Source organism: Kitasatospora sp. NPDC054768, from assembly GCF_053612025.1.
In genome coordinates this window covers 1-18386 of the sequence record NZ_JBSHBN010000123.1, presented here as the reverse complement: position 1 = coordinate 18386, position 18386 = coordinate 1, and the positions used below count along the sequence as shown (strand labels likewise).

At 72.3% G+C, this 18386-nt stretch carries 18 protein-coding genes; 6 read left to right on the top strand and 12 right to left on the bottom strand.

Annotated elements, in window-relative coordinates; genetic code table 11:
• Nucleotides 1–93 precede the first annotated feature (93 nt).
• The 3 genes from ACWGKU_RS29265 to ACWGKU_RS29255 form a co-directional block, all read right to left on the bottom strand.
• Nucleotides 94–1203 carry a hypothetical protein gene (locus ACWGKU_RS29265; protein WP_452180033.1) on the bottom strand — a complete coding sequence of 370 codons (1110 nt, stop codon included), beginning with the start codon at nt 1201–1203 and terminating at the stop codon, nt 94–96.
• A gap of 155 nt (nt 1204–1358) precedes the next feature.
• The gene (locus ACWGKU_RS29260) at nt 1359–1619 is read right to left on the bottom strand and encodes a hypothetical protein (protein WP_401055210.1); all 261 of its coding nucleotides are present in this window, start codon (nt 1617–1619) and stop codon (nt 1359–1361) included.
• Nucleotides 1619–1984: an ATP-binding protein gene (locus tag ACWGKU_RS29255; protein ID WP_452180032.1), complete on the bottom strand. Its 366-nt coding sequence runs from the start codon at nt 1982–1984 to the stop codon at nt 1619–1621. Before ACWGKU_RS29255 ends, ACWGKU_RS29260 begins: the two co-directional genes overlap by 1 nt.
• 197 nt (nt 1985–2181) lie before the next feature.
• Here ACWGKU_RS29255 and ACWGKU_RS29250 point away from each other — a divergent pair, with 197 nt between their 5' ends.
• From ACWGKU_RS29250 to ACWGKU_RS29240, 3 genes are all read left to right on the top strand, one after another.
• Nucleotides 2182–3042: a helix-turn-helix domain-containing protein gene (locus ACWGKU_RS29250; protein WP_452180031.1), complete on the top strand. Its 861-nt coding sequence runs from the start codon at nt 2182–2184 to the stop codon at nt 3040–3042.
• A 1-nt stretch (nt 3043) separates the two neighbouring features.
• Entirely contained in the window at nt 3044–3235 is a 192-nt protein-coding gene (locus tag ACWGKU_RS29245) for a DUF397 domain-containing protein (RefSeq protein ID WP_452180030.1), read from the top strand.
• A 148-nt stretch (nt 3236–3383) separates the two neighbouring features.
• Nucleotides 3384–3803: an I66 family serine proteinase inhibitor gene (locus tag ACWGKU_RS29240; protein WP_452180029.1), complete on the top strand. Its 420-nt coding sequence runs from the start codon at nt 3384–3386 to the stop codon at nt 3801–3803.
• A gap of 40 nt (nt 3804–3843) precedes the next feature.
• On the opposite strand, the gene ACWGKU_RS29235 is transcribed toward ACWGKU_RS29240, so the two are convergent.
• Nucleotides 3844–4347: a DUF3592 domain-containing protein gene (locus tag ACWGKU_RS29235; RefSeq protein WP_401047782.1), complete on the bottom strand. Its 504-nt coding sequence runs from the start codon at nt 4345–4347 to the stop codon at nt 3844–3846.
• Nucleotides 4348–4446: 99 nt separating this feature from the next.
• Nucleotides 4447–5112, bottom strand: a complete 666-nt coding sequence (locus ACWGKU_RS29230) for an MOSC domain-containing protein (protein WP_452180028.1) — start codon at nt 5110–5112, stop codon at nt 4447–4449.
• 160 nt (nt 5113–5272) lie between these two features.
• Between ACWGKU_RS29230 and ACWGKU_RS29225 the strand changes: the two genes are divergently transcribed.
• The gene (locus ACWGKU_RS29225) at nt 5273–6052 is read left to right on the top strand and encodes a VOC family protein (protein ID WP_452180027.1); all 780 of its coding nucleotides are present in this window, start codon (nt 5273–5275) and stop codon (nt 6050–6052) included.
• A 91-nt stretch (nt 6053–6143) separates the two neighbouring features.
• Here the strand turns inward: ACWGKU_RS29225 and ACWGKU_RS29220 are convergent, their stop codons facing one another.
• From ACWGKU_RS29220 to ACWGKU_RS29210, 3 genes are all read right to left on the bottom strand, one after another.
• The gene (locus ACWGKU_RS29220; protein ID WP_380548667.1) at nt 6144–6722 is read right to left on the bottom strand and encodes a dienelactone hydrolase family protein; all 579 of its coding nucleotides are present in this window, start codon (nt 6720–6722) and stop codon (nt 6144–6146) included.
• Nucleotides 6723–6797: 75 nt separating this feature from the next.
• Nucleotides 6798–7637, bottom strand: a complete 840-nt coding sequence (locus tag ACWGKU_RS29215) for an ABC transporter permease (protein WP_452180038.1) — start codon at nt 7635–7637, stop codon at nt 6798–6800.
• 47 nt (nt 7638–7684) lie between these two features.
• Nucleotides 7685–10456, bottom strand: coding sequence for an alpha/beta fold hydrolase (locus tag ACWGKU_RS29210; protein WP_401047790.1), 2772 nt, complete (start codon nt 10454–10456; stop codon nt 7685–7687).
• Nucleotides 10457–10553: 97 nt separating this feature from the next.
• Here ACWGKU_RS29210 and ACWGKU_RS29205 point away from each other — a divergent pair, with 97 nt between their 5' ends.
• Nucleotides 10554–11573, top strand: a complete 1020-nt coding sequence (locus ACWGKU_RS29205; RefSeq protein WP_452180026.1) for a mechanosensitive ion channel family protein — start codon at nt 10554–10556, stop codon at nt 11571–11573.
• Nucleotides 11574–11734: 161 nt separating this feature from the next.
• Here the strand turns inward: ACWGKU_RS29205 and ACWGKU_RS29200 are convergent, their stop codons facing one another.
• The 4 genes from ACWGKU_RS29200 to ACWGKU_RS29185 form a co-directional block, all read right to left on the bottom strand.
• On the bottom strand, nt 11735–12199 hold the full coding sequence (locus ACWGKU_RS29200) for a GNAT family N-acetyltransferase (RefSeq protein ID WP_401047791.1): 465 nt from the start codon (nt 12197–12199) through the stop codon (nt 11735–11737).
• Between the two features lies 1 nt (nt 12200).
• Nucleotides 12201–13139, bottom strand: coding sequence for an RluA family pseudouridine synthase (locus ACWGKU_RS29195; protein ID WP_452180025.1), 939 nt, complete (start codon nt 13137–13139; stop codon nt 12201–12203).
• Between the two features lie 52 nt (nt 13140–13191).
• Entirely contained in the window at nt 13192–13842 is a 651-nt protein-coding gene (gene lspA, locus ACWGKU_RS29190; RefSeq protein ID WP_452180037.1) for a signal peptidase II, read from the bottom strand.
• Between the two features lie 166 nt (nt 13843–14008).
• Complete coding sequence (locus ACWGKU_RS29185) at nt 14009–14473, bottom strand: TraR/DksA family transcriptional regulator (protein ID WP_359908365.1); 465 nt, start codon at nt 14471–14473, stop codon at nt 14009–14011.
• Between the two features lie 660 nt (nt 14474–15133).
• Here ACWGKU_RS29185 and ileS point away from each other — a divergent pair.
• Nucleotides 15134–18265 (top strand): isoleucine--tRNA ligase, encoded by a 3132-nt coding sequence (ileS, locus tag ACWGKU_RS29180; RefSeq protein ID WP_452180024.1) that lies wholly within the window; start codon nt 15134–15136, stop codon nt 18263–18265.
• Nucleotides 18266–18386: the final 121 nt, after the last annotated feature.

The window sequence follows — 18386 nt, the reverse complement described above, 5'->3', positions numbered from 1 at the left end:
AACGCGCAGGTCACAGGGGATGCCCTGGAAATGGATGTGGCCCGGAGCACCTCTCGGGGCCCGGACCACCACTCACGCGTTCACGCGTCTACTTTAGCCCCCTCGAACGCCTTCCCACGCGTCGCTCACGGCTCTCCCGGCCACCCCGGCGAGTCGCGCCCCGGCGGCCTCACGGACCTCCGGCTCCTCCATCGGATCGTCCCGCAGACGGGCGAGGCGGTCGCGCACGTCGGGCCGGTCGGGGGCCCGCTCGACGCCCAGCAGACGGGCTCGCACCTCGCAGTCCCACAGCGACTCGGTGTACGCCCCGGCCAGGCCGGCGGCTCCCATCGCCGCCAGCGCCTCCAGGTAGGCGGGGCGCTCGTACGAGTGCGGGGTCGCGAGCCAGAAGCGGCGCAGCAGGGAGACGGCACCGGCCGCCTCCGGCCCGAAGCGGGCGAGACCGCGCGCGAGATCGTCCGGGCCGCACCAGGACCGGTCCACCCACCGCCGCTCCAGTTCGGCGATCAAGGTCGACACGTCCCCCTCGCCACCGTGAGCGGCCAGCACCGCGTAGCCGATCTCGGCCAGCCACGCCTGCTCCGAAGCCGCCCACTCCCGGGCCGCCGGCACGGCCTGCTCGGCCAGCCGCTCGACGGCCTTGCCCAGCAGCGGCAGCGGTCGGGTTCCGTCGGAGGCGCCGAGGCCGGGAACCAGCAGGATCAGCTCGGGCTCGGGCGGGCGGAGCGAGAGGGCCACGAGAGCGGAGATCCTGGCTCCCTCGGGCGCCGCCGGATCGCGCAGCAGGGCCAGCAGGCTCGCACTGTCCCGCTCCGGGTACGGATCCGGCCGCCGCACCGGGCGGCACACGGGCGACTCGTCCTCCTCCGGAACGAAGTCCGGCAGCGCCGCCCGGGCGTCCGCCGAGCCGGCGAGCACCAGCAGTTCCAGCACGCTGGTGGCCCGGTTACGGGTGTCCTCGTCCTGGGCCGTCGCCATCTCGACCACGGGTCCGAGCGGGAGTTTCAGGTCCCGGATCAAGCGGGCGAGGTACAGGTGTCGGTCATCCACCTGCGAGTCCCAGCGCCAGTCCCAGCGGATACATCCGTAGACCAGGTCGGCGACCGAGGAGCGGTCCGCGGCGGCTACCAGTACGCCCTGCCCCCGGCCGCGCTGGAGGAGGCCGAGGAGGGTGGTCGGCGGCGCGTAGTGGTCGCTGTGCATGGGGTCCATCGTGCCGGAGCCCCCGGCGCGTGGGCGGCGGGGGCCGGCGGGTCAGGCGTCCTCGTCGGGCGGCGGGGCCGCGCGGAGGGCGGTGACGACGCCCAGGGCGACCGTGGAGATCGCGAGGGCGAGGAGGACGGCGAAGGCCGTCCCGATCAGGTATCGCACGAGGTCCTGCGCTCGGCGTCGAGGAGCAGGGTGAGGAGGTTGAGGAGGGTCGAGGCCGGAGCCGTGTTGAAGCGGACGAGGACGCGGCCGTCCATGGTCCGGTCGGTTTCGATCGAGGGGAAGATGAGGCCGAACTCGCGCCCCCGCTCCACGACTTCGTCCAGGAGGGCGCGGACGTGGCCCTCGGTGTAGTAGCGGATCCGGGGGTCGGTCGGCAGCATCGGGTGACGGCCGGGGCGGTAGACCATCAGGCGACGTCCTTCCGCAGCTCGAACCAGACGGACTTGGCCCGCTCGTGCGGGTCGACGCCCCAGCAGTGGCTGAGGGCGGCGACCAGCTGGAGGCCCCGGCCGGACTCGGCGAGCAGGGACAGCGGCGGGCTGGAGGGCAGCACCGGGCTCTCGTCCGTGACGGAGACCCGGAGGGAGTCACCCTCGGAGATGATCTCGACCAGCGGCACAGGGGTGTCGGTGTGCCGCCACGCGTTGACGAGGAGCTCGCAGAGCGCGAGCTGCGCGTCGAAGATCGGAGAGGCGGACCAGCCGACGCGGGTCATGGTGTTGCGGAGGGTCTGCCGCGCGACGGCGATGGTGGGGGTGTTGATGAGACGCATGGGGGTTCTCCCGGGATGCGAAAGAAATGGCTTGACAGGAGCCAGAGCTGACGACCCATCGGATCGATGTGAGATCGACCATAGCGCGTATCGACCTAAGATTAGGTCGATACGTCAAAGTTCCCTCTCAAGGGGGACAGATGGCCCCATCGACTGGCGGCGCGGCACACTGGGCCCACATGATCTGAGAGGACTCCATGCCTGGTCGCCAGAACCCAACATTCCGTCAGCGCCGCCTCGGCGCCGAGCTGCGGAGGATGCGCGAGCAAGCCGGCCTCGGCGGCAACCAACTTGCCCACATGCTCGGAGTAAGCGCTCCCCAGGTCACGCAGATGGAGAACGGAAAGACCAGTGCCAGCGCTGACCGAATCCAGAGCATCGCCGAAGCCTGCAAGTGCGAGAACCTGCCACTCATCAAAGCCCTTTGCGGCCTCATCACTTCACGCAGAAAGTCCTGGTGGGATCAGTATCGCGATCACCTTCCTGACGCTCTGCTCAAAACCGCCGAACACGAAGACTTTGCTGCAGGCGTCATTCGGTCGTGGACGTCGGCCATCATCCCGGGCCCCTTGCAGACAGAGGACTACGCACGAGGAGTGTTCAGTCGGCGGATCCCCGCCCTCTCCGCTGATGAAATCAACCTGCGCACCGAGTTTCGCTTGGAGCGCAGGAGGAAAATTCTTCAACACCCGAGAAAGACCCATGAGGCCTATCTCCACGAGTCCAGCCTGGTCACACGCTTCGGGGGCACCGATGTGCTGCGGAAGCAGCTTCACTCCCTGATAGATGACTCCCTCAGAGAGGATGTGAGCATCCGCGTCGTTCCTTTCACCGCTCACACTTACCCAGGCCCGCTCGAGAACCTCGTCTACTCGTTCGGGGAGGTCCCCGAGCTTGACACGTTAGAGGTGGAGTTGTCGCGCGGCCCGATCTACCTCGATGACCCGACTGAGCTCGCGTCCTATCGCCAGGTCTTCGACCACATCGCGCAGGCCGCCCTCAGTGATGAGGACTCCCAGGAGCTAATCCGGCAGACGCTCAAGAACTTGAAAGGCTGAGATGTCTCAGAATCAATGGCAGAAGTCGTCCTTCAGTAGCTCCGGCGAGTTGTGCGTGGAAGTCCGTACAGCCAACGGGGCGGTCGAACTCCGTGAGTCCGACGAAGGCCACCTCATCCTCCGCACCACCCCCACCGCCTTCGCCGCCCTCCTCCAGGCCACCAAAGCCGGCGAATTCGACCACCAAGGCTGATAGTTCGCGCCCCCTACGCCCCCTCGCCCGCCCCGGGCGAGGGGGCGTCGCTCGTTCAGGTGACGGCACACCGAGGCCCCTCCCCCGGCTCCCTCCGAGCACATACAACTGACCTGCAGCTCGCCCGCATCGCGAAGGAATGACAGCCATGGCCCAGCTGGAGTCCGGCCTCTACACCATCCACAACGGCGACGCCAGGATCGGCCGAGCCCGTCACGAAGCCCTGGACCTTTCCCCCAAAGCCGTGTTCGCCCACACCGACGACCAGGATGCTGTCTGGGTCGTCGAGGCCTACCCCAACAATCACTACCGCCTCTACGCCAAGGGCGCCCCGACCGCCGTAGAAGACCTCAAGCCCGCCGGCCCGCTGGTCTCCCTCCTCCTCGACCAGGGCGACGCCCCGGAGTGGGAGCTGATCCCCGTCGACGGCGTCCCGGACACCTACCGGATCAAGTCCCCCCAGGGCTCCTCGTGGACCGTCCTCGAACCCGGCCGGCAGAGCAGGATCGAGGTCATCCCCGTCCTCGAAGGCTCCACCGCCTTCACCTTCGCCCGCATCGGCCGCTGACCCCGGCCTCCGCCCCCTCCCTCTCCCCGGGCAGGGTCCGTCACGTCGCCCCCGGCCGGCTGCGCGCCCGGGTGAGCCATCGGTACGCGAGATGGACCGCGAGGCCCAGCAGGACCATGACCACCGACGCGACCAGCGCGACCACGTCGAGCGCGTTGCGGACCAGTGAGTCCCAGAAGCCGATGCTCGAAGCGAGGGCGACGGTGTCGGTGTGCCGGGGGTCGTACACCACCGTCACGGTGTCACGGGCCTTGACGGTGCCGGTGACGTAGGCGAGTCGGGTCTCGACGGACGCCCCCTCGGACGTCGTGAACCGCACCCGGCACTCGGAGTTGCCCGCCGGGTTGTCCTGCGGCCCGCTCACCTCCACGCACTCGGTGACGACCGCCGGGACGTGAACGCCGCGACTGCGCAGGGCCGACGTCACCCCCATGTCGTGCGGTATCAGATAGACCAGGCTGAGGACGAACAGCAGGACCCCCAGGCCGATCATCGCGAGCGAACCGTTCCGTACGGTCCGGCCGTGGTCCGGCGCGTTCTCCATCGATCCCCCAGGTGTCAGCCCAGCTGCCCACGTGCGCTCACGCCAGCCGCACCCGCCGACACCGGCGGTGCCCCGCAGACACGAGTCTGAAGACAGGCCCTACGCCCGGACTCGGCGGCGCACCAGCTCCTTGATCTCCTCCGGGAACGCCTCCACCGCCAACAGGCTTGGCAGCAGCTCCGGTTCGGTCGTCACCGCGCGGAACGACCGGGCCACCGTGACGTCGTGGTCCGGGCGGTGCACCACCTCCACCGCGTCCCCGGCGCGCAGCTCGCCCGGTGCGACCACCCGCAGGTAGGCGCCCGGCAGGGCCGCCTCGGTGAAGCGCCGGATCCAGCCCTCCCTCGCCAGCCAGCCCTGGAAGGTGCCGCAGGGGATGCGCGCGCAGGACACCTCCAGGACGACGTCCGGGCCGATCCGCCAGCGCTCCCCGATCAGCGCGCCGTTCACGTCCAGGCCGGTGGTGGTCAGGTTCTCGCCGAAGGAGCCGTCGGCCAGTTCCCGGCGCAGCTCCGCCTGCCAGCCGTCCAGGTCCTCCCGGGCGTAGGCGTAGACCGCCTGGTCGTCGCCGCCGTGGTGCTTCAGGTCGTACACCCGGTCCCCGGCCAGGGCGACCGCGCCCGTCCCCCGGGGGCCCGGCGCGGCCACCGCGACCGGGCCGTCCACCGGGCGCTTGTCGATGCCGGTGAGCCCGAGGTCCTTCTTCCACGGGTTCGGCCGGGGCCTGCCGACGTTGACGGAGAGCAGTCGCGCCTGTGCGTCCATGCGTCGACCGTACGCCGAACGGGCGCACCTGTACGGCCATCGGGGATCTCTCCGCCCCGGCCCCCGCCCGGTCCGACGGCCGCGGCGGTGTGTCGAGTGGCGGACCACCGTGCGCGAGGAGATGGTGACCGGCAGAGACCCCTCACCAGAAAGGGCGAGCATGCCCGAGGTCACCACCCCGTACGCGACCGGCACCCCGTGCTGGGTCGATCTGATGGCCAAGGACCAGCAGGCCGCACTGGACTTCTACCGCGACCTCCTCGGCTGGCAGGGCCAGGTCGGCGCCAAGGAGTTCGGCGGCTACGCCGTCTGCGAGCTCAACGGAAAGGCCGTGGCCGGCATCGGCTCGACGGCGGCCCCCGAAGGGATGCCGGAGCCGCCGACCGTCTGGACCGGTTACCTGGCCTCCACCGACGCCCAGGCCACCCAGGACGCGATCGTCGCCGCCGGCGGCACCCTGCTCGTCCCGGTCGTGGACGTCGGTTCCCTGGGCCGGATGCTGATCGCCGCCGACCCGCAGGGCGCGGTGTTCGGCGTCTGGCAGCCGGGCGACTTCTTCGGCGTCCAGGTTGTCAACGAGGCCGGCGCGCTGACCTGGAACGAGCTCCACACCAGTGACATCCCGGCCGCCACCGCCTTCTACGGCGAGGCCTTCGGCATCGAGATCGAGCCGATGGACGGCGCGGACTCGTACTGGGAGCTGCGGGTCGGCGGCCGCGCGGTGGGCGGCGCCACCCTGCTCGCCAACGACCCGCCCGGCACCCCGGCGCACTGGCTGAGCTACTTCTCGGTCGACGACGTCGACTCCACCGTGGATGCCCTGGTCAGGGCGGGGGGCACCATCCTCGCCCCGCCCTTCGACATGGTGGCCGGCCGGATGACCGTGGTCGCCGACCCGCAGGGCGCCCCCTTCGCCATGATCAAGCCCCAGCCGATGTAGGCCGGCTTCCTCCGCCCGCCCGGATTCCCGCCGGGTGGGCGGGGCCGTTTTCCGCCCCCGACCGCCGCGACCGACACCCCCGCCGCAGCCGTCAGCCGTCCAGCTCCGCGAGGAAGTCCAGCGACGCCGCCCAGGCCCGCTCGGCCGCCTCCTCGTCGTAGTCCGGCAGCTCCGGGTCGGTGAACAGGTGCCCGGCGCCCCGGTAGCGGTGCACCTCCACCTCGGCCCCGGCCCGCCGCATCCGCAGGTACCAGGCGTTCAGCCAGTCCTCCGGCTCGAACGGGTCCGGCTCCGCGATGTGCAGCTGCACCGGGATCTCGGTGGCCGCGTCCTCCCGCAGGTCCGAGGTGCCGTGCAGGAGCAGCAGCCCGCGGGCCTTCTCGTCGGCCAGTGCGAGGTTCTGCGCCACCGCGCCGCCGAGCGAGAAGCCGGCGTACACCAGCCCGCCCTCGGACACCGGCGCGGCCGCGGTCACCGCCCGCCGCAGCAGCTCGTCACGGCCGCCGAGCTCCTCCTGGAACTCCTGCGCCTCCTCGACGGACTCGAAGGTCCGCCCGTCGAACAGGTCCGGCGTGTGCACGGTGTGCCCGGCGGCGCGCAGCCGCTCGGCGGCGGCGCGCACGGCGGGGCGCAGCCCGTAGGCGGAGTGGAAGAGGACGATCTGGGCCACGGTTCGGGTCCTTCACCAGCGGGGTCAGCTACCCACCCATGATCCCGCATGCCCCGCCGGTGCCCCACCGCACGCCTACGACACCACGTCCTTGCGCGCGAACCCCCGGAACGCCAGCGCCAGCAGCACCGCCGCGTACGAGAGCGACAGCGAGACGCCCTGCACCATGCCGCCCCATTCCAGCTGCGGTTGCAGGGCGTCCGCCCAGGAGTACTGCCAGTGCGCCGGCAGCCACTCCCGCAGGTCGCCCAGCGCGGTGACGGCGTCCAGCACCCCGGTGATGATCGAGGCGAACACCGCGCCGCCGACGGCGCCCAGGGGCGCGTCCGTCGCGGTGGAGAGCCAGAAGGCGAGCGCCGCGATCACGGTCTCGCTCAGGAGGACGAAGGCCACCGCGATGGCGATCCGGGGCAGCGCCTGCCCGGCCGGCAGGCTGACCCCGGCGGGCAGTTCGAGGTCCCCCCAGCCGTACGCGGCCGTGCCGACGACCAGCCCGATCGCGGGCAGCATCACCACCGCCACCGCCGAGAACGCCAGGCCGACGGCGAACTTGCGGGCCAGCAGCCGGGCCCGGGGCACCGGCGCGGCCAGCAGGTAGCGCAGCGAGGACCAGCTGGCCTCGGAGGCGACGGTGTCCCCGCAGAACAGCGCGACGGGGATGACCAGCATGAAGCCGGTGCCGACGAACAGCATGGTGACCGCGAAGTTGGCCCCCGAGGCGGTGGCCAGCTCGATGAAACTGGTCCGGCCCGGACGGCCCGGGGTGCCGCCGATCTGGAATGCGGCCAGGAGGACGAACGGCATGGCGGCCAGTACCCCGCCGATCACCATCGTGCGGCGCCGGCGCAGCTGCCGCATCGCCTCCACCCGCAGCGGCAGCGTCCGGCTCGCCCGGTACCCCTCGGCGTGGTCCATCGACCCGACGTGGCCCTCCGGCTCCGTGTGGTCCTTCGTCACGGCACTCACGCTCCACCTCCGATCAACGACAGGAACGCGTCCTCCAGGCGGCGCTGCGGCCCGGCGCTCTCCACCGGTACCTCCAGCCGCACCAGTTCGGCCAGCAGAGCGCTGGCCGCCAGTCCGTCCAGGCGCACCAGCAGGCCGCCGTCGACGGCCTCCACCGAGCCGACCCCGGCGAGCGCGGCGACCTTCTCGACCACCGGCACCGGGTCGTACGGGCCGGCGATGCCGATCATCAGCAGCTCGCCGGCGCCCACGATGTCCCCGACCGGGCCGGCCGTGACCAGCTGCCCGCGGTCCATCACCACCAGGTCCGTACAGCTCTGCTCGACCTCGGACAGCAGGTGGCTCGACACGATCACGGTCCGCCCGCCGGCCGCGTACCGGATCATCACCTCGCGCATCTCACGGATCTGCGGCGGGTCCAGCCCGTTGGTCGGCTCGTCCAGGATCAGCAGGTCCGGCATGCCGAGCATCGCCTGCGCGATCGCCAGCCGCTGCCGCATGCCCTGCGAGTACGTCCGCACCGCGCGGTCCAGCGCCTCGCCGAGCCCGGCGATGGCCAGCGCCTCGTCGAAGCGGGCGTCGGCCTCCGGCCGTCCGGTCGCCTGCCAGTACAGCCGCAGGTTGGCCCGCCCGGTGAGGTGCGGCAGGAAGCCCGCGCCCTCCACGAACGCCCCGACCCGCGAGAGCACGGGCGCGCCGGGCCGCACCAGGTGACCGAAGATCCGGATCTCCCCGGCGTCCGGCCGGATGAGTCCCATCAGCATCCGCAGTGTGGTGGTCTTGCCGGCGCCGTTCGGCCCGAGCAGGCCGAGCACCTGTCCCTGCTCCACCCGGAAGCCCAGCTCCCGTACGGCGTAGCGGTCCTGGGCGCCCTTGTAGCGCTTGCTCAGCCCGCTGATCCGCAGCGGCACCGCGGCCAGCTCCGGGTCGAAGGCGGGCCCGGCGGCCCGGCGGCGGCGCAGCCGCGGCGCCAGCACCAGGGCCGCGGCCACCAGGGCGGCGATCACCGGCAGCAGCCAGGTGCGCGAGGGCAGCGGAGCCGCCTCGGTGACCAGCTCGGCGACGGTCGGCGCGGTGAGCGCCCCGGCCGGTGCCACCCGGTAGGTGGCCGGCTCGACCGGCGAGGCGTAGGCGAGGTCGGTGGCGGCCAGCACCAGTCGCACCCGGTGCCCGGCGGGGAAGGTGTGGTCCACGGTCGGCAGCGCGACCGTGACGGTCTGCCCGGCGTCCGCGCCGGTGACCCGCAGCGGGGCGGCGAGCTGCTGCGGCAGCACCGCCTTGCCGTCCGGCCCGACGTCGTACAGCTTCGCGAACAGGACCGCGTCCGGCCGGTCCGCCGTCACCCGCACCGGCACGGTGGGCTGCCCGGTCAGGTGCAGCGGCGAGTCCAGCGGCGCCGAGTCGAAGGCGGCGTTCTGCCCGGGGAAGTCCAGTGAGAGCCCGGCGCCCAGCGAGGCCGCCTGGCTGAGCGCGCCGACGCCCGGCAGGGTCGAGATCCCGGGCGGCGCGCCGCCGGGAGGGTTGGCGAGGGTCTGCTCGCCGCCCGTCAGCTCGACGGTGCGCGAGCCGGTTCCGCCCAGCCCCGGGTACCGGTCGGCGGTGGCTCCGCGCAGCACGGCCTGGAAGCCGGTCGAGTCGACCCCGCCGGTGCGGGTCACCCGGAAGGCGGCGCCGGTGTCGTTGCCGTCCCCCTTCAGGTAGTGGTCGAACCAGGCCGTCACCCGGTCGTCGACCCGCGCGCTGGTGTCCGTCCCGCCGTCGTGGCCGCCGGCGAACCAGTCCACCGCGACCGGCGCGCCGTTGGCGGCCACCGCCTTGGCGATGCGGTCGCCCTGGTCCAGCGGGAACAGCGAGTCCTGCTGCCCCTGCACCACCAGCGTGGGCGCCTTGAGCTGCGCCGCCACCGAGGACGGGCTGGAGCGCTCCAGCAGCGCGACGGCCTCCGGATCGGCGTGCCCGGCGGTGGCGACCCGGTCGTACATCTGGCAGAGCGAGTCCAGGAACCGCCCGCAGCCGACCGGCCCGTCCGCCGTCGGCTTCGGCCCGCCGCCCTCCCGCGGCGCCCCGCCGGAGGGCCCGAGGTCCCCGGCCGAGCCGGTGGTGAAGAAGATCCCGGCCCACAGCTTCTTGAACACGCCGTCCGCCGCGCCCGAGCCCTGGACGCCCTGGGGGAACAGCGCGTCGGCCAGGTTCCACCAGGTGATCCGGGTGGCGACGGCGTCGATCCGGGGGTCGTAGGCGGAGGCCAGCAGCGAGACCGCGCCGCCGTACGAGGCGCCGGTGATGCCGACCTTCGGGTCGCCGGCGGCGTCCAGTTGCACCTCGGGCCGCTGGGCCAGCCAGTCCACCAGGTGCTTGACGTCCTCGACCTCGCGGTCCGGTGCGTTCAGCCCGATCCTGCCGCCCGAGTGGCCGAAGCCGCGCGCCGACCAGGTCAGTACCGCGTACCCCTGCCGGGCCAGCTGCTCGGCGCGCTCGCGCTCGCCCTCCTTGGAACCGCCGAAGCCGTGCGCCAGGAGCACCGCCGGGCGCGGACCGCCGCCGGTGGTGAAGAAGGAGGTGTCCAGCTGGACCTGCTGGGTGCTGCCGGGCGTCTCCGGCATGCTGAGGAAACGGTCCTCCTGGTGGACCGCCCGCTCACCGCCGGACGCCACCGTCGCGGTGCCGGCCGCGGCCACCGCCACCAGGGCCACCGCCCCGGCCAGCAGCCTGCGTCCAACCGTTGTTCCCCGGGCGCGCCAGCGACGCCATGCCCCACCGAACTCCATGGGCGCTGATCGTATCCGCCGTCCGGGTAGGTGTCCGATAAAGCCGCCACACCCTTTCGCCCGGTTCGCCCCACCGTGCCCGAGTATCGTACGGCGCATGCCCTGGCCGCTGATCTCGCTGCTCGCCACCGTCGCCGCCACCCTGGCGATCGGCTGGATCGTCGACCAGGCCCTCCAGCGGATCGCCGCCCGCAACCCCTCGGCACCGGTCTGGCCGCTGCTGCGCCGCTGCCGGATCCCGCTCCAGCTCTCCGTCGTGTCGGCCCTGCTGCTCGCGGCCAGACCGCTCCAGCGGATCTTCCACCTGAAGGGCGACGCCGGCGCCCAGCACCTGCTCCTGCTGTTCCTGCTCGCCTCGCTGGGCTGGCTCACCGTCCGCGTGGTGGCCGCCCTCCTGGAGGCGCTGCTCAGCCGCTACGAGACCCGCGTCGACGACCCGGCCCGGGTCCAGCGGGTGCGCACCCAGATCGGCATGCTCCGCCGGGTGGCCGGCGCGCTGATCGTCGTGGTCACGGTGGCCGTGATACTGCTGACCTTCTCCGCCATGCGCACCGTCGGCGCCAGCCTGCTCGCCTCGGCGGGCGTCATCGGCATCGTGGCAGGCATCGCCGCCCAGAGCACCCTGGGCAACTTCTTCGCCGGCCTCCAGATCGCCTTCAGCGACACCGTCCGGATCGGCGACACCGTGGTGGTGGACGGCCAGCAGGGCACCGTCGAGGAAATCACCCTCACCTACCTGGTGGTCCGGCTCTGGGACTACCGCCGGCTGGTCGTCCCGGTCTCGTACTTCGTCAACAAGCCCTTCGAGAACTGGACCCGCCGCGACCCCGGCCTGCTCGCCGCCGTGCTGCTCCACCTCGACCACACCACCCCGATGGAAGAGCTGCGCGCCGTCCTGCGCGCCCGCCTGGACCGGCACCCGCTGTGGGACGGCGACGAGTGGGCCCTGCACGTCACCGACACCACGCCCAGCACCATCGTCGTCCGCGCCACCATGACGGCCCGCACCCCGGACGACGCCGCCCGGCTCCGCTTCGACATCCGCGAACAGCTCATCGCCCACCTGCGCGACGAGCACCCCCACGCCCTCCCCCGCCTGCGCACCACCGAAGGCTGAGCCGCGCCCGCGACCGCGCCGGAAGCAGCCACCCCCGCCCCGCCCCGAAAGCAAGAGTTCCCCGCACCCCGGCCGGGGCACGGGGAACCGCGCGAAGCGAAGGGCGACCAGCGGGAACCCGCCCCCGGAGGTGCGGCGGCGTCCGCCCGGAACGCCTACAGCTACAGCATCCGCGTCATCGTCCGGTGCGGAATGCCCGCGGAGTCGTACACGGGCCCCTCGGCCACGTACCCCAGCCGCTCGTAGAACCCGAGCGCCCGCACCTGCGCGTGCAGCTCGACCTCCACGGCGCCGCGCTCGGCCCCCGCGGCCTCGACCGCCCGTACGAGCACCGCCCCGAGGCCCGTCCCCCGGGCCGCCGCGACGACCGCGAGCCGCCCGAGCAGCACGCGCCCCTCGACACCGCCGGTGAGCTCGCGCGCCTGCTCCCCGAAGATCAGCCGCGCCGTCCCCAGCGCGGCCCCGTCGACCCCGAGGGCCAGCAGGTGCACCGAGGTCGCGTCGTACTCGTCGTACTCCAGCTCCTCCGGCACGTTCTGCTCGACGACGAAGACCTCGCGCCGGACGGCCCGCACGAGCTCCAGGTCCGCCTCCCCCTCGGCGATCCGGACGGTGGCAGCTGCCACCTCAGCTCTCCGCCGCGATGATGTCCAGCGACTTCCTGAGGTCCTCCGGGTACTCGCTGGAGAACTCGACCCACTGCCCGTCCGCCGGGTGCTCGAAGCCGAGCGACACCGCGTGCAGCCACTGCCGGGTCAGGCCCAGCCGCTTGGCCAGCGTCGGGTCGGCGCCGTACGTCAGGTCGCCCACGCAGGGGTGCCGCAGCGCGGACATGTGGACGCGGATCTGGTGGGTGCGCCCGGTCTCCAGCTTGATCGCCAGCAGCGACGCGGCCCGGTACGCCTCGATCAGGTCGTAGTGGGTGACGGACGGCTTGCCGTCCCGGGTGACGGCCCACTTCCAGTCCGAGCTGGGGTGCCGGCCGATCGGCGCGTCCACCGTCCCGCTCATCGGGTCCGGGTGGCCCTGCACCAGGGTGTGGTAGCGCTTCTCGGTGATCCGGTCGTGGAACTGCCGCTTGAGGTCGGTGTAGGCGCGCTCGGACTTGGCGACCACCATCAGCCCGGAGGTGCCGACGTCCAGCCGGTGCACGATGCCCTGGCGCTCGGCGGCGCCCGAGGTGGAGATCCGGTACCCGGCCGCGGCCAGCCCGCCGATCACGGTGGGGCCGGTCCAGCCCGGGCTGGGGTGCGCGGCGACGCCGACCGGCTTGTCGACCAGCACGATGTCCTCGTCGTCGTGGACGATGCGCATGCCCTCGACCGCCTCGGCGACGATCCGCACGGGCGCGGCCGGGGCCGGGATCTCGACCTCCAGCCAGGAGCCGGCGGTCACCCGGTCCGACTTGCCGGCCGCGGTGCCGTCGAGCGTCACCTTGCCGTCGGCGGCCAGCTCGGCGGCCTTGGTCCGGGAGAAGCCGAACATCCGGGCCAGGGCGGCGTCGAGGCGCTCGCCCTCCAGGCCGTCGGGAACGGGGAGGCTGCGGATCTGCGCTGCGGTACTCACCCGTACGAGTATGCCGGAAACGCGGCCCTCCCCCGCCCGCCGGTGGCCGGGGCTACTTCTCGGCCTGCTCCGTCTTCTCCGCCTTGTCGGCCTGCTGGTGGAGCGTCCCGTCCGGGTTGCTGCCCCGGAAGGAGAGCAGCACCACCAGGATTCCGCCGCAGACGATCGCCGAGTCCGCGAGGTTGAAGACCGCGAAGTGCTGGACGGAGATGAAGTCCACCACATGCCCGCGGAAGACGCCGGGCGCGCGGAACAGCCGGTCGGTGAGGTTGCCGAGCGCCCCGCCGAGCAGCAGCCCGAGCGCGATCGCCCAGGGCAGGCTGTACAGGCGGCGCGCGATCCGCCAGATCACCACGATGACGGCGGAGGCGATCATCGTGAAGACGACGGTCAGCGCCTGCCCCATCCCGAAGGCCGCGCCCGAGTTACGGATCACCTGGAAGGTGACCACGTCCCCGATCACCTTGATCGCCGCGTGGTTCTCCAGCCGGGCGACCACCAGCAGCTTGCTGCCCAGGTCGATCAGGAAGGCGAGCACCGCCACGACCAGCAGCACCCCGACCCGGCGCCGGCCCTTGGGGTTCTCGGTCCCCGCGTCGTCCACGGACGCCCCGGTCGGCTCCGCCACGGGCACCTCCACGGCATCGGCGGGGGACGGGACGGCGTCGTCCCGGGTCTGGGGGGAACCTTGCGTGCTGATGATCCGCTCCGCTGCCGATGGAGCTCCCCCGGTCCGCAGGAGGGGGAGGGTGGTGGGCCGGTGACAGCCTGCCCGCGTTCACGAACGCGTCAGGCGACGTTACTCGGGCGACGTTACGGGGTCGAGCGTACGGCAAGCCCGACCCCGCGCGTCGCTCCGGTCGCCCGGTTCAGCGGCGTTCCTGCTTGGCCTTGCACTGCACGCAGAGCGTCGCCCTGGGGAAGGCCTGCATCCGGGCCTTGCCGATGGCCTGCCCGCAGGACTCGCAGGTGCCGAAGCCGACGCCCTCCAGCCGATCCAGCGCGCGCTCGGTCTGGGCCAGGCTGTCCCGCGCGTTGTTGGCCAGCGCCAGCTCGCTCTCCCGCGAGATGTTCTTCGTACCGGCGTCCACCTGGTCGTCGCCGGCTCCGTCGTTGGAGTCGCGCATCAGGCCGGAGATGGCCGCCTCGGCGGCGCCGATCTCGGTCCGGAGCCGGTCCAGGTCGCTGATCAGCTCGTCGTGCAGCTCGTGGACCTCCTCGGCGGTCCACGGGTCCTCGCCGGGCCGGACCGGCAGCGTGGCCGGGTCCACCGACTCGGCGCCGCGCGGCGCGGTGACGGTGTCGGTGCTGCTCTTCGGTGCGGTAGTGGTCACGGGCCCCTCCCCTGGGTCGACCGCCACGGCCTTGCGTGCCCGCTTGGTGGCGGTGCCCGCGCCGGTTCCCTTCTCAGCCATGGCTTTCGACCCCATCTACGAACGAATCGAGCCGCCGGTTCCCGGCGGCTTCCAGTGCCGGAACGATAATCCCGATCAAAACCGGTCACAACATGACATACCGACGCCTCACAACGTTCCCACCCAGGCAGCCGTCCCAACCGTCACGCCCCGTGCGCTCAGAGATTTGTGCCCAGATCGACTCCGGCTAACCTCCCTCGGCGAACGCCCCCGGAACGCTCCCGGAGCGCCCCCGGAGTGCTCCGGACCGCCCACCGGGAAACGGTTTGGACAAACCGCCGCGCCCGGCCGATACACTGGCGGGGCAAGGCGCAGATGGGACGAGTACCGACGTACGCAGCCACCAGCGACCCGGGGACGGTGCGAGCCCGGGGGTGTGCACGACGGGAAGATCACCCCGGAGCCGCCGGAAGAACGGCCGCCGCGATGCCGCGGTGGCCCACTAGACCCGGCAGCAAGCCCAAACAAGAGGGCCGCGAACGCAGCACCGCGGCCAAGGAGGGTGGTACCGCGGGACGGCCGGGCCGTCTCGTCCCTCCGGAGGATCCAGTCCCGCATCCACCGGAGGTAGACGCCGCGATGGCCAGCTCCTACAACCCCGTCCCCGCGCAGGTGGATCTGCCTGCCCTGGAGCACCAGATCCTGTCCTTCTGGCAGGACAACAAGATCTTCCAGCGCAGCCTGGAGCAGTCCGAGGGCCGCCCCGAGTGGGTGTTCTACGAGGGCCCGCCCACCGCCAACGGCATGCCCGGCGCCCACCACATCGAGGCCCGCGTCTTCAAGGACGTCTTCCCGCGCTTCCGGACCATGAAGGGCTACCACGTCGCCCGCAAGGCCGGCTGGGACTGCCACGGCCTGCCGGTCGAGCTCGCCGTCGAGAAGGAGCTGGGCTTCTCCGGCAAGCAGGACATCGAGGCGTACGGCATCGCCGAGTTCAACGCCAAGTGCCGCGACTCGGTGACCCGCCACACCGACGCCTTCGCCGAGCTGACCACCCGCATGGGCTACTGGGTCGACCTCGACGAGGCCTACCGGACGATGGACCCGTCGTACGTCCAGTCCGTCTGGTGGTCGCTCCAGCAGATCTTCGACAAGGGCCTGCTGGTCCAGGACCACCGGGTCGCCCCCTGGTGCCCGCGCTGCGGCACCGGCCTGTCGGACCACGAGCTGGCCCAGGGCTACGAGACCGTGGTCGACCCCTCGGTCTTCGTCCGCTTCCCGCTCACCAGCGGCCCGCTGGCCGGTCGGGCCGCCCTGCTGGTGTGGACCACCACCCCGTGGACCCTGGTCTCCAACACCGCCGCCGCCGTCCACCCGGAGGTCACCTACGTGGTGGCCACCGACGGCGAGGAGCAGCTGGTCGTCGCCGAGCCGCTGGTCGCCAAGGCGCTCGGCGAGGGCTGGGAGACCACCGGCGAGTCCTTCACCGGCGCCGAGATGGAGCGCTGGGCCTACCGCCGCCCCTTCGACCTGGTCGAGATCGAGAACGCCCACTACGTCCTCAACGCCGACTACGTCACCACCGAGGACGGCACCGGCATCGTCCACCAGTCCCCCGCCTTCGGCGCGGACGACCTCGCGACCTGCCGCAAGTACGGCCTGCCGGTGGTCAACCCGGTGCTCGGCGACGGCACCTTCGCCCCCGAGGTCCCGCTGGTCGGCGGCCAGTTCTTCAAGAAGGCCGACGAGGCCCTGGTCGCGGACCTCAAGGAGCGCGGCCTGCTCTTCCGTCACCTGCCGTACGAGCACAGCTACCCGCACTGCTGGCGCTGCCACACCGCGCTGCTCTACTACGCGCAGCCGTCCTGGTACATCCGGACCACCGCCGTCAAGGACGCGATGATCCGCGAGAACGAGGCCACCAACTGGTTCCCGGACACGGTCAAGCACGGCCGTTTCGGCGACTGGCTGAACAACAACATCGACTGGGCACTCAGCCGCAACCGCTACTGGGGCACCCCGCTGCCGATCTGGCGCTGCGAGGAGGGCCACCTCACCTGCGTCGGCTCGCTGGCCGAGCTGTCCGAGCTCACCGGCACCGACCAGAGCGGCCTCGACCCGCACCGCCCGTACATCGACGCGGTGACCTTCGCCTGCCGCGACTGCGGCGGCACCGCCACCCGCGTGCCCGAGGTCATCGACGCCTGGTACGACTCGGGCTCGATGCCCTTCGCCCAGTACGGCTACCCGTACCAGAACAAGGAGCTGTTCGAGAAGCGCTACCCGGCGCAGTTCATCTCCGAGGCGATCGACCAGACCCGCGGCTGGTTCTACACGCTGATGGCGGTCGGCACCCTGGTGTTCGACAGGAACAGCTACGAGAACGTCGTCTGCCTGGGCCACATCCTGGCCGAGGACGGCCGCAAGATGTCCAAGCACCTGGGCAACATCCTCCAGCCGATCCCGCTGATGGACCAGCACGGCGCCGACGCCGTCCGCTGGTTCATGGCGGCCGGCGGCTCGCCCTGGTCGGCCCGCCGGGTCGGCCACGGCACCATCCAGGAGGTGGTCCGCAAGACCCTCCTCACCTACTGGAACACCGTCGCCTTCCAGGCCCTGTACGCCCGCACCTCGAACTGGGCGCCCTCGGCGAGCGACCCGGCCCCGGCCGACCGCCCGCAGCTGGACCGCTGGGTGCTCTCCGAGCTGAACACCCTGGTCCGCGAGGTCGACGCGGCCTACGAGGCGTACGACACCCAGCGCGCCGGCAAGCTGCTGTCGGGCTTCGTCGACGACCTGTCCAACTGGTACGTCCGCCGCGGCCGCCGCCGCTTCTGGCAGGGCGACGCCGCCGCGCTCGCCACGCTGCACGAGGCGCTGGAGACGGTCACCCGCCTGATGGCCCCGCTCACCCCGTTCATCACCGAGCGGGTCTGGCAGGACCTGGTCGTCCCGGTCGCCCCGGAGGCCCCGGCCTCGGTGCACCTGGCCACCTGGCCGGAGGCCGACGAGTCGCTGATCGACACCGAGCTCTCCCGGCACATGGCGCTGGTCCGCCGCCTGGTCGAGCTGGGCCGGGCCACCCGCGCCGAGTCCGGCGTGAAGACCCGTCAGCCGCTCTCGCGCGCGCTGGTCGCCGCCCAGGGCTGGGAGGAGCTGCCGGCCGACCTGCGCGCGCAGATCGCCGAGGAGCTCAACGTCTCCACCCTGGAGTCGCTGGCGGAGGTCGGCGGTTCGCTGGTCGACACCAGCGCCAAGGCCAACTTCCGCGCGCTGGGCAAGCGTTTCGGCAAGGGCGTCCAGGACGTCGCCAAGGCGGTCGCCGCCACCGACGCCGCCCGCCTGGCCGCCGAACTGCGCGCCTCGGGCACCACCTCCGTCGAACTGAACGGTGAACCGATCACCCTCTCCCCCGACGAGGTGATCATCACCGAGACCCCGCGCGAGGGCTGGGCCGTCGCCAACGAGTCCGGCGCCACCGTCGCCCTCGACCTGGCCATCACCCCGGAGCTCAAGCGGCTCGGCATCGCCCGCGACGCCATCCGCCAGATCCAGGAGGCCCGCAAGAACTCCGGCCTGGACGTCGCCGACCGCATCGTCCTGCGCTGGCGCGCCACCTCGGAGGAGACCGCCGAAGCCATCGCCGAACACGGCCCCCTCGTCGCCGAGGAGGTCCTCGCCACCGACTTCGCCGCCGGTGCCGCCGACTGGGACTCCGAGACCTTCGCGGACGACTCCCTCGGCCTCGCCTTCCAACTCCGCAAGGCCTGACCCGCACCACCCCCGAACCGCCGCCCCCCCCCCCCCCCGGCCGGGGGGACCCCGTAGCCCCCCCCCCCCCCCGCCCCCCCCGCCCCGCGCGCCCCCCCCCCCGCCGGCCCCCCGCCGGCGC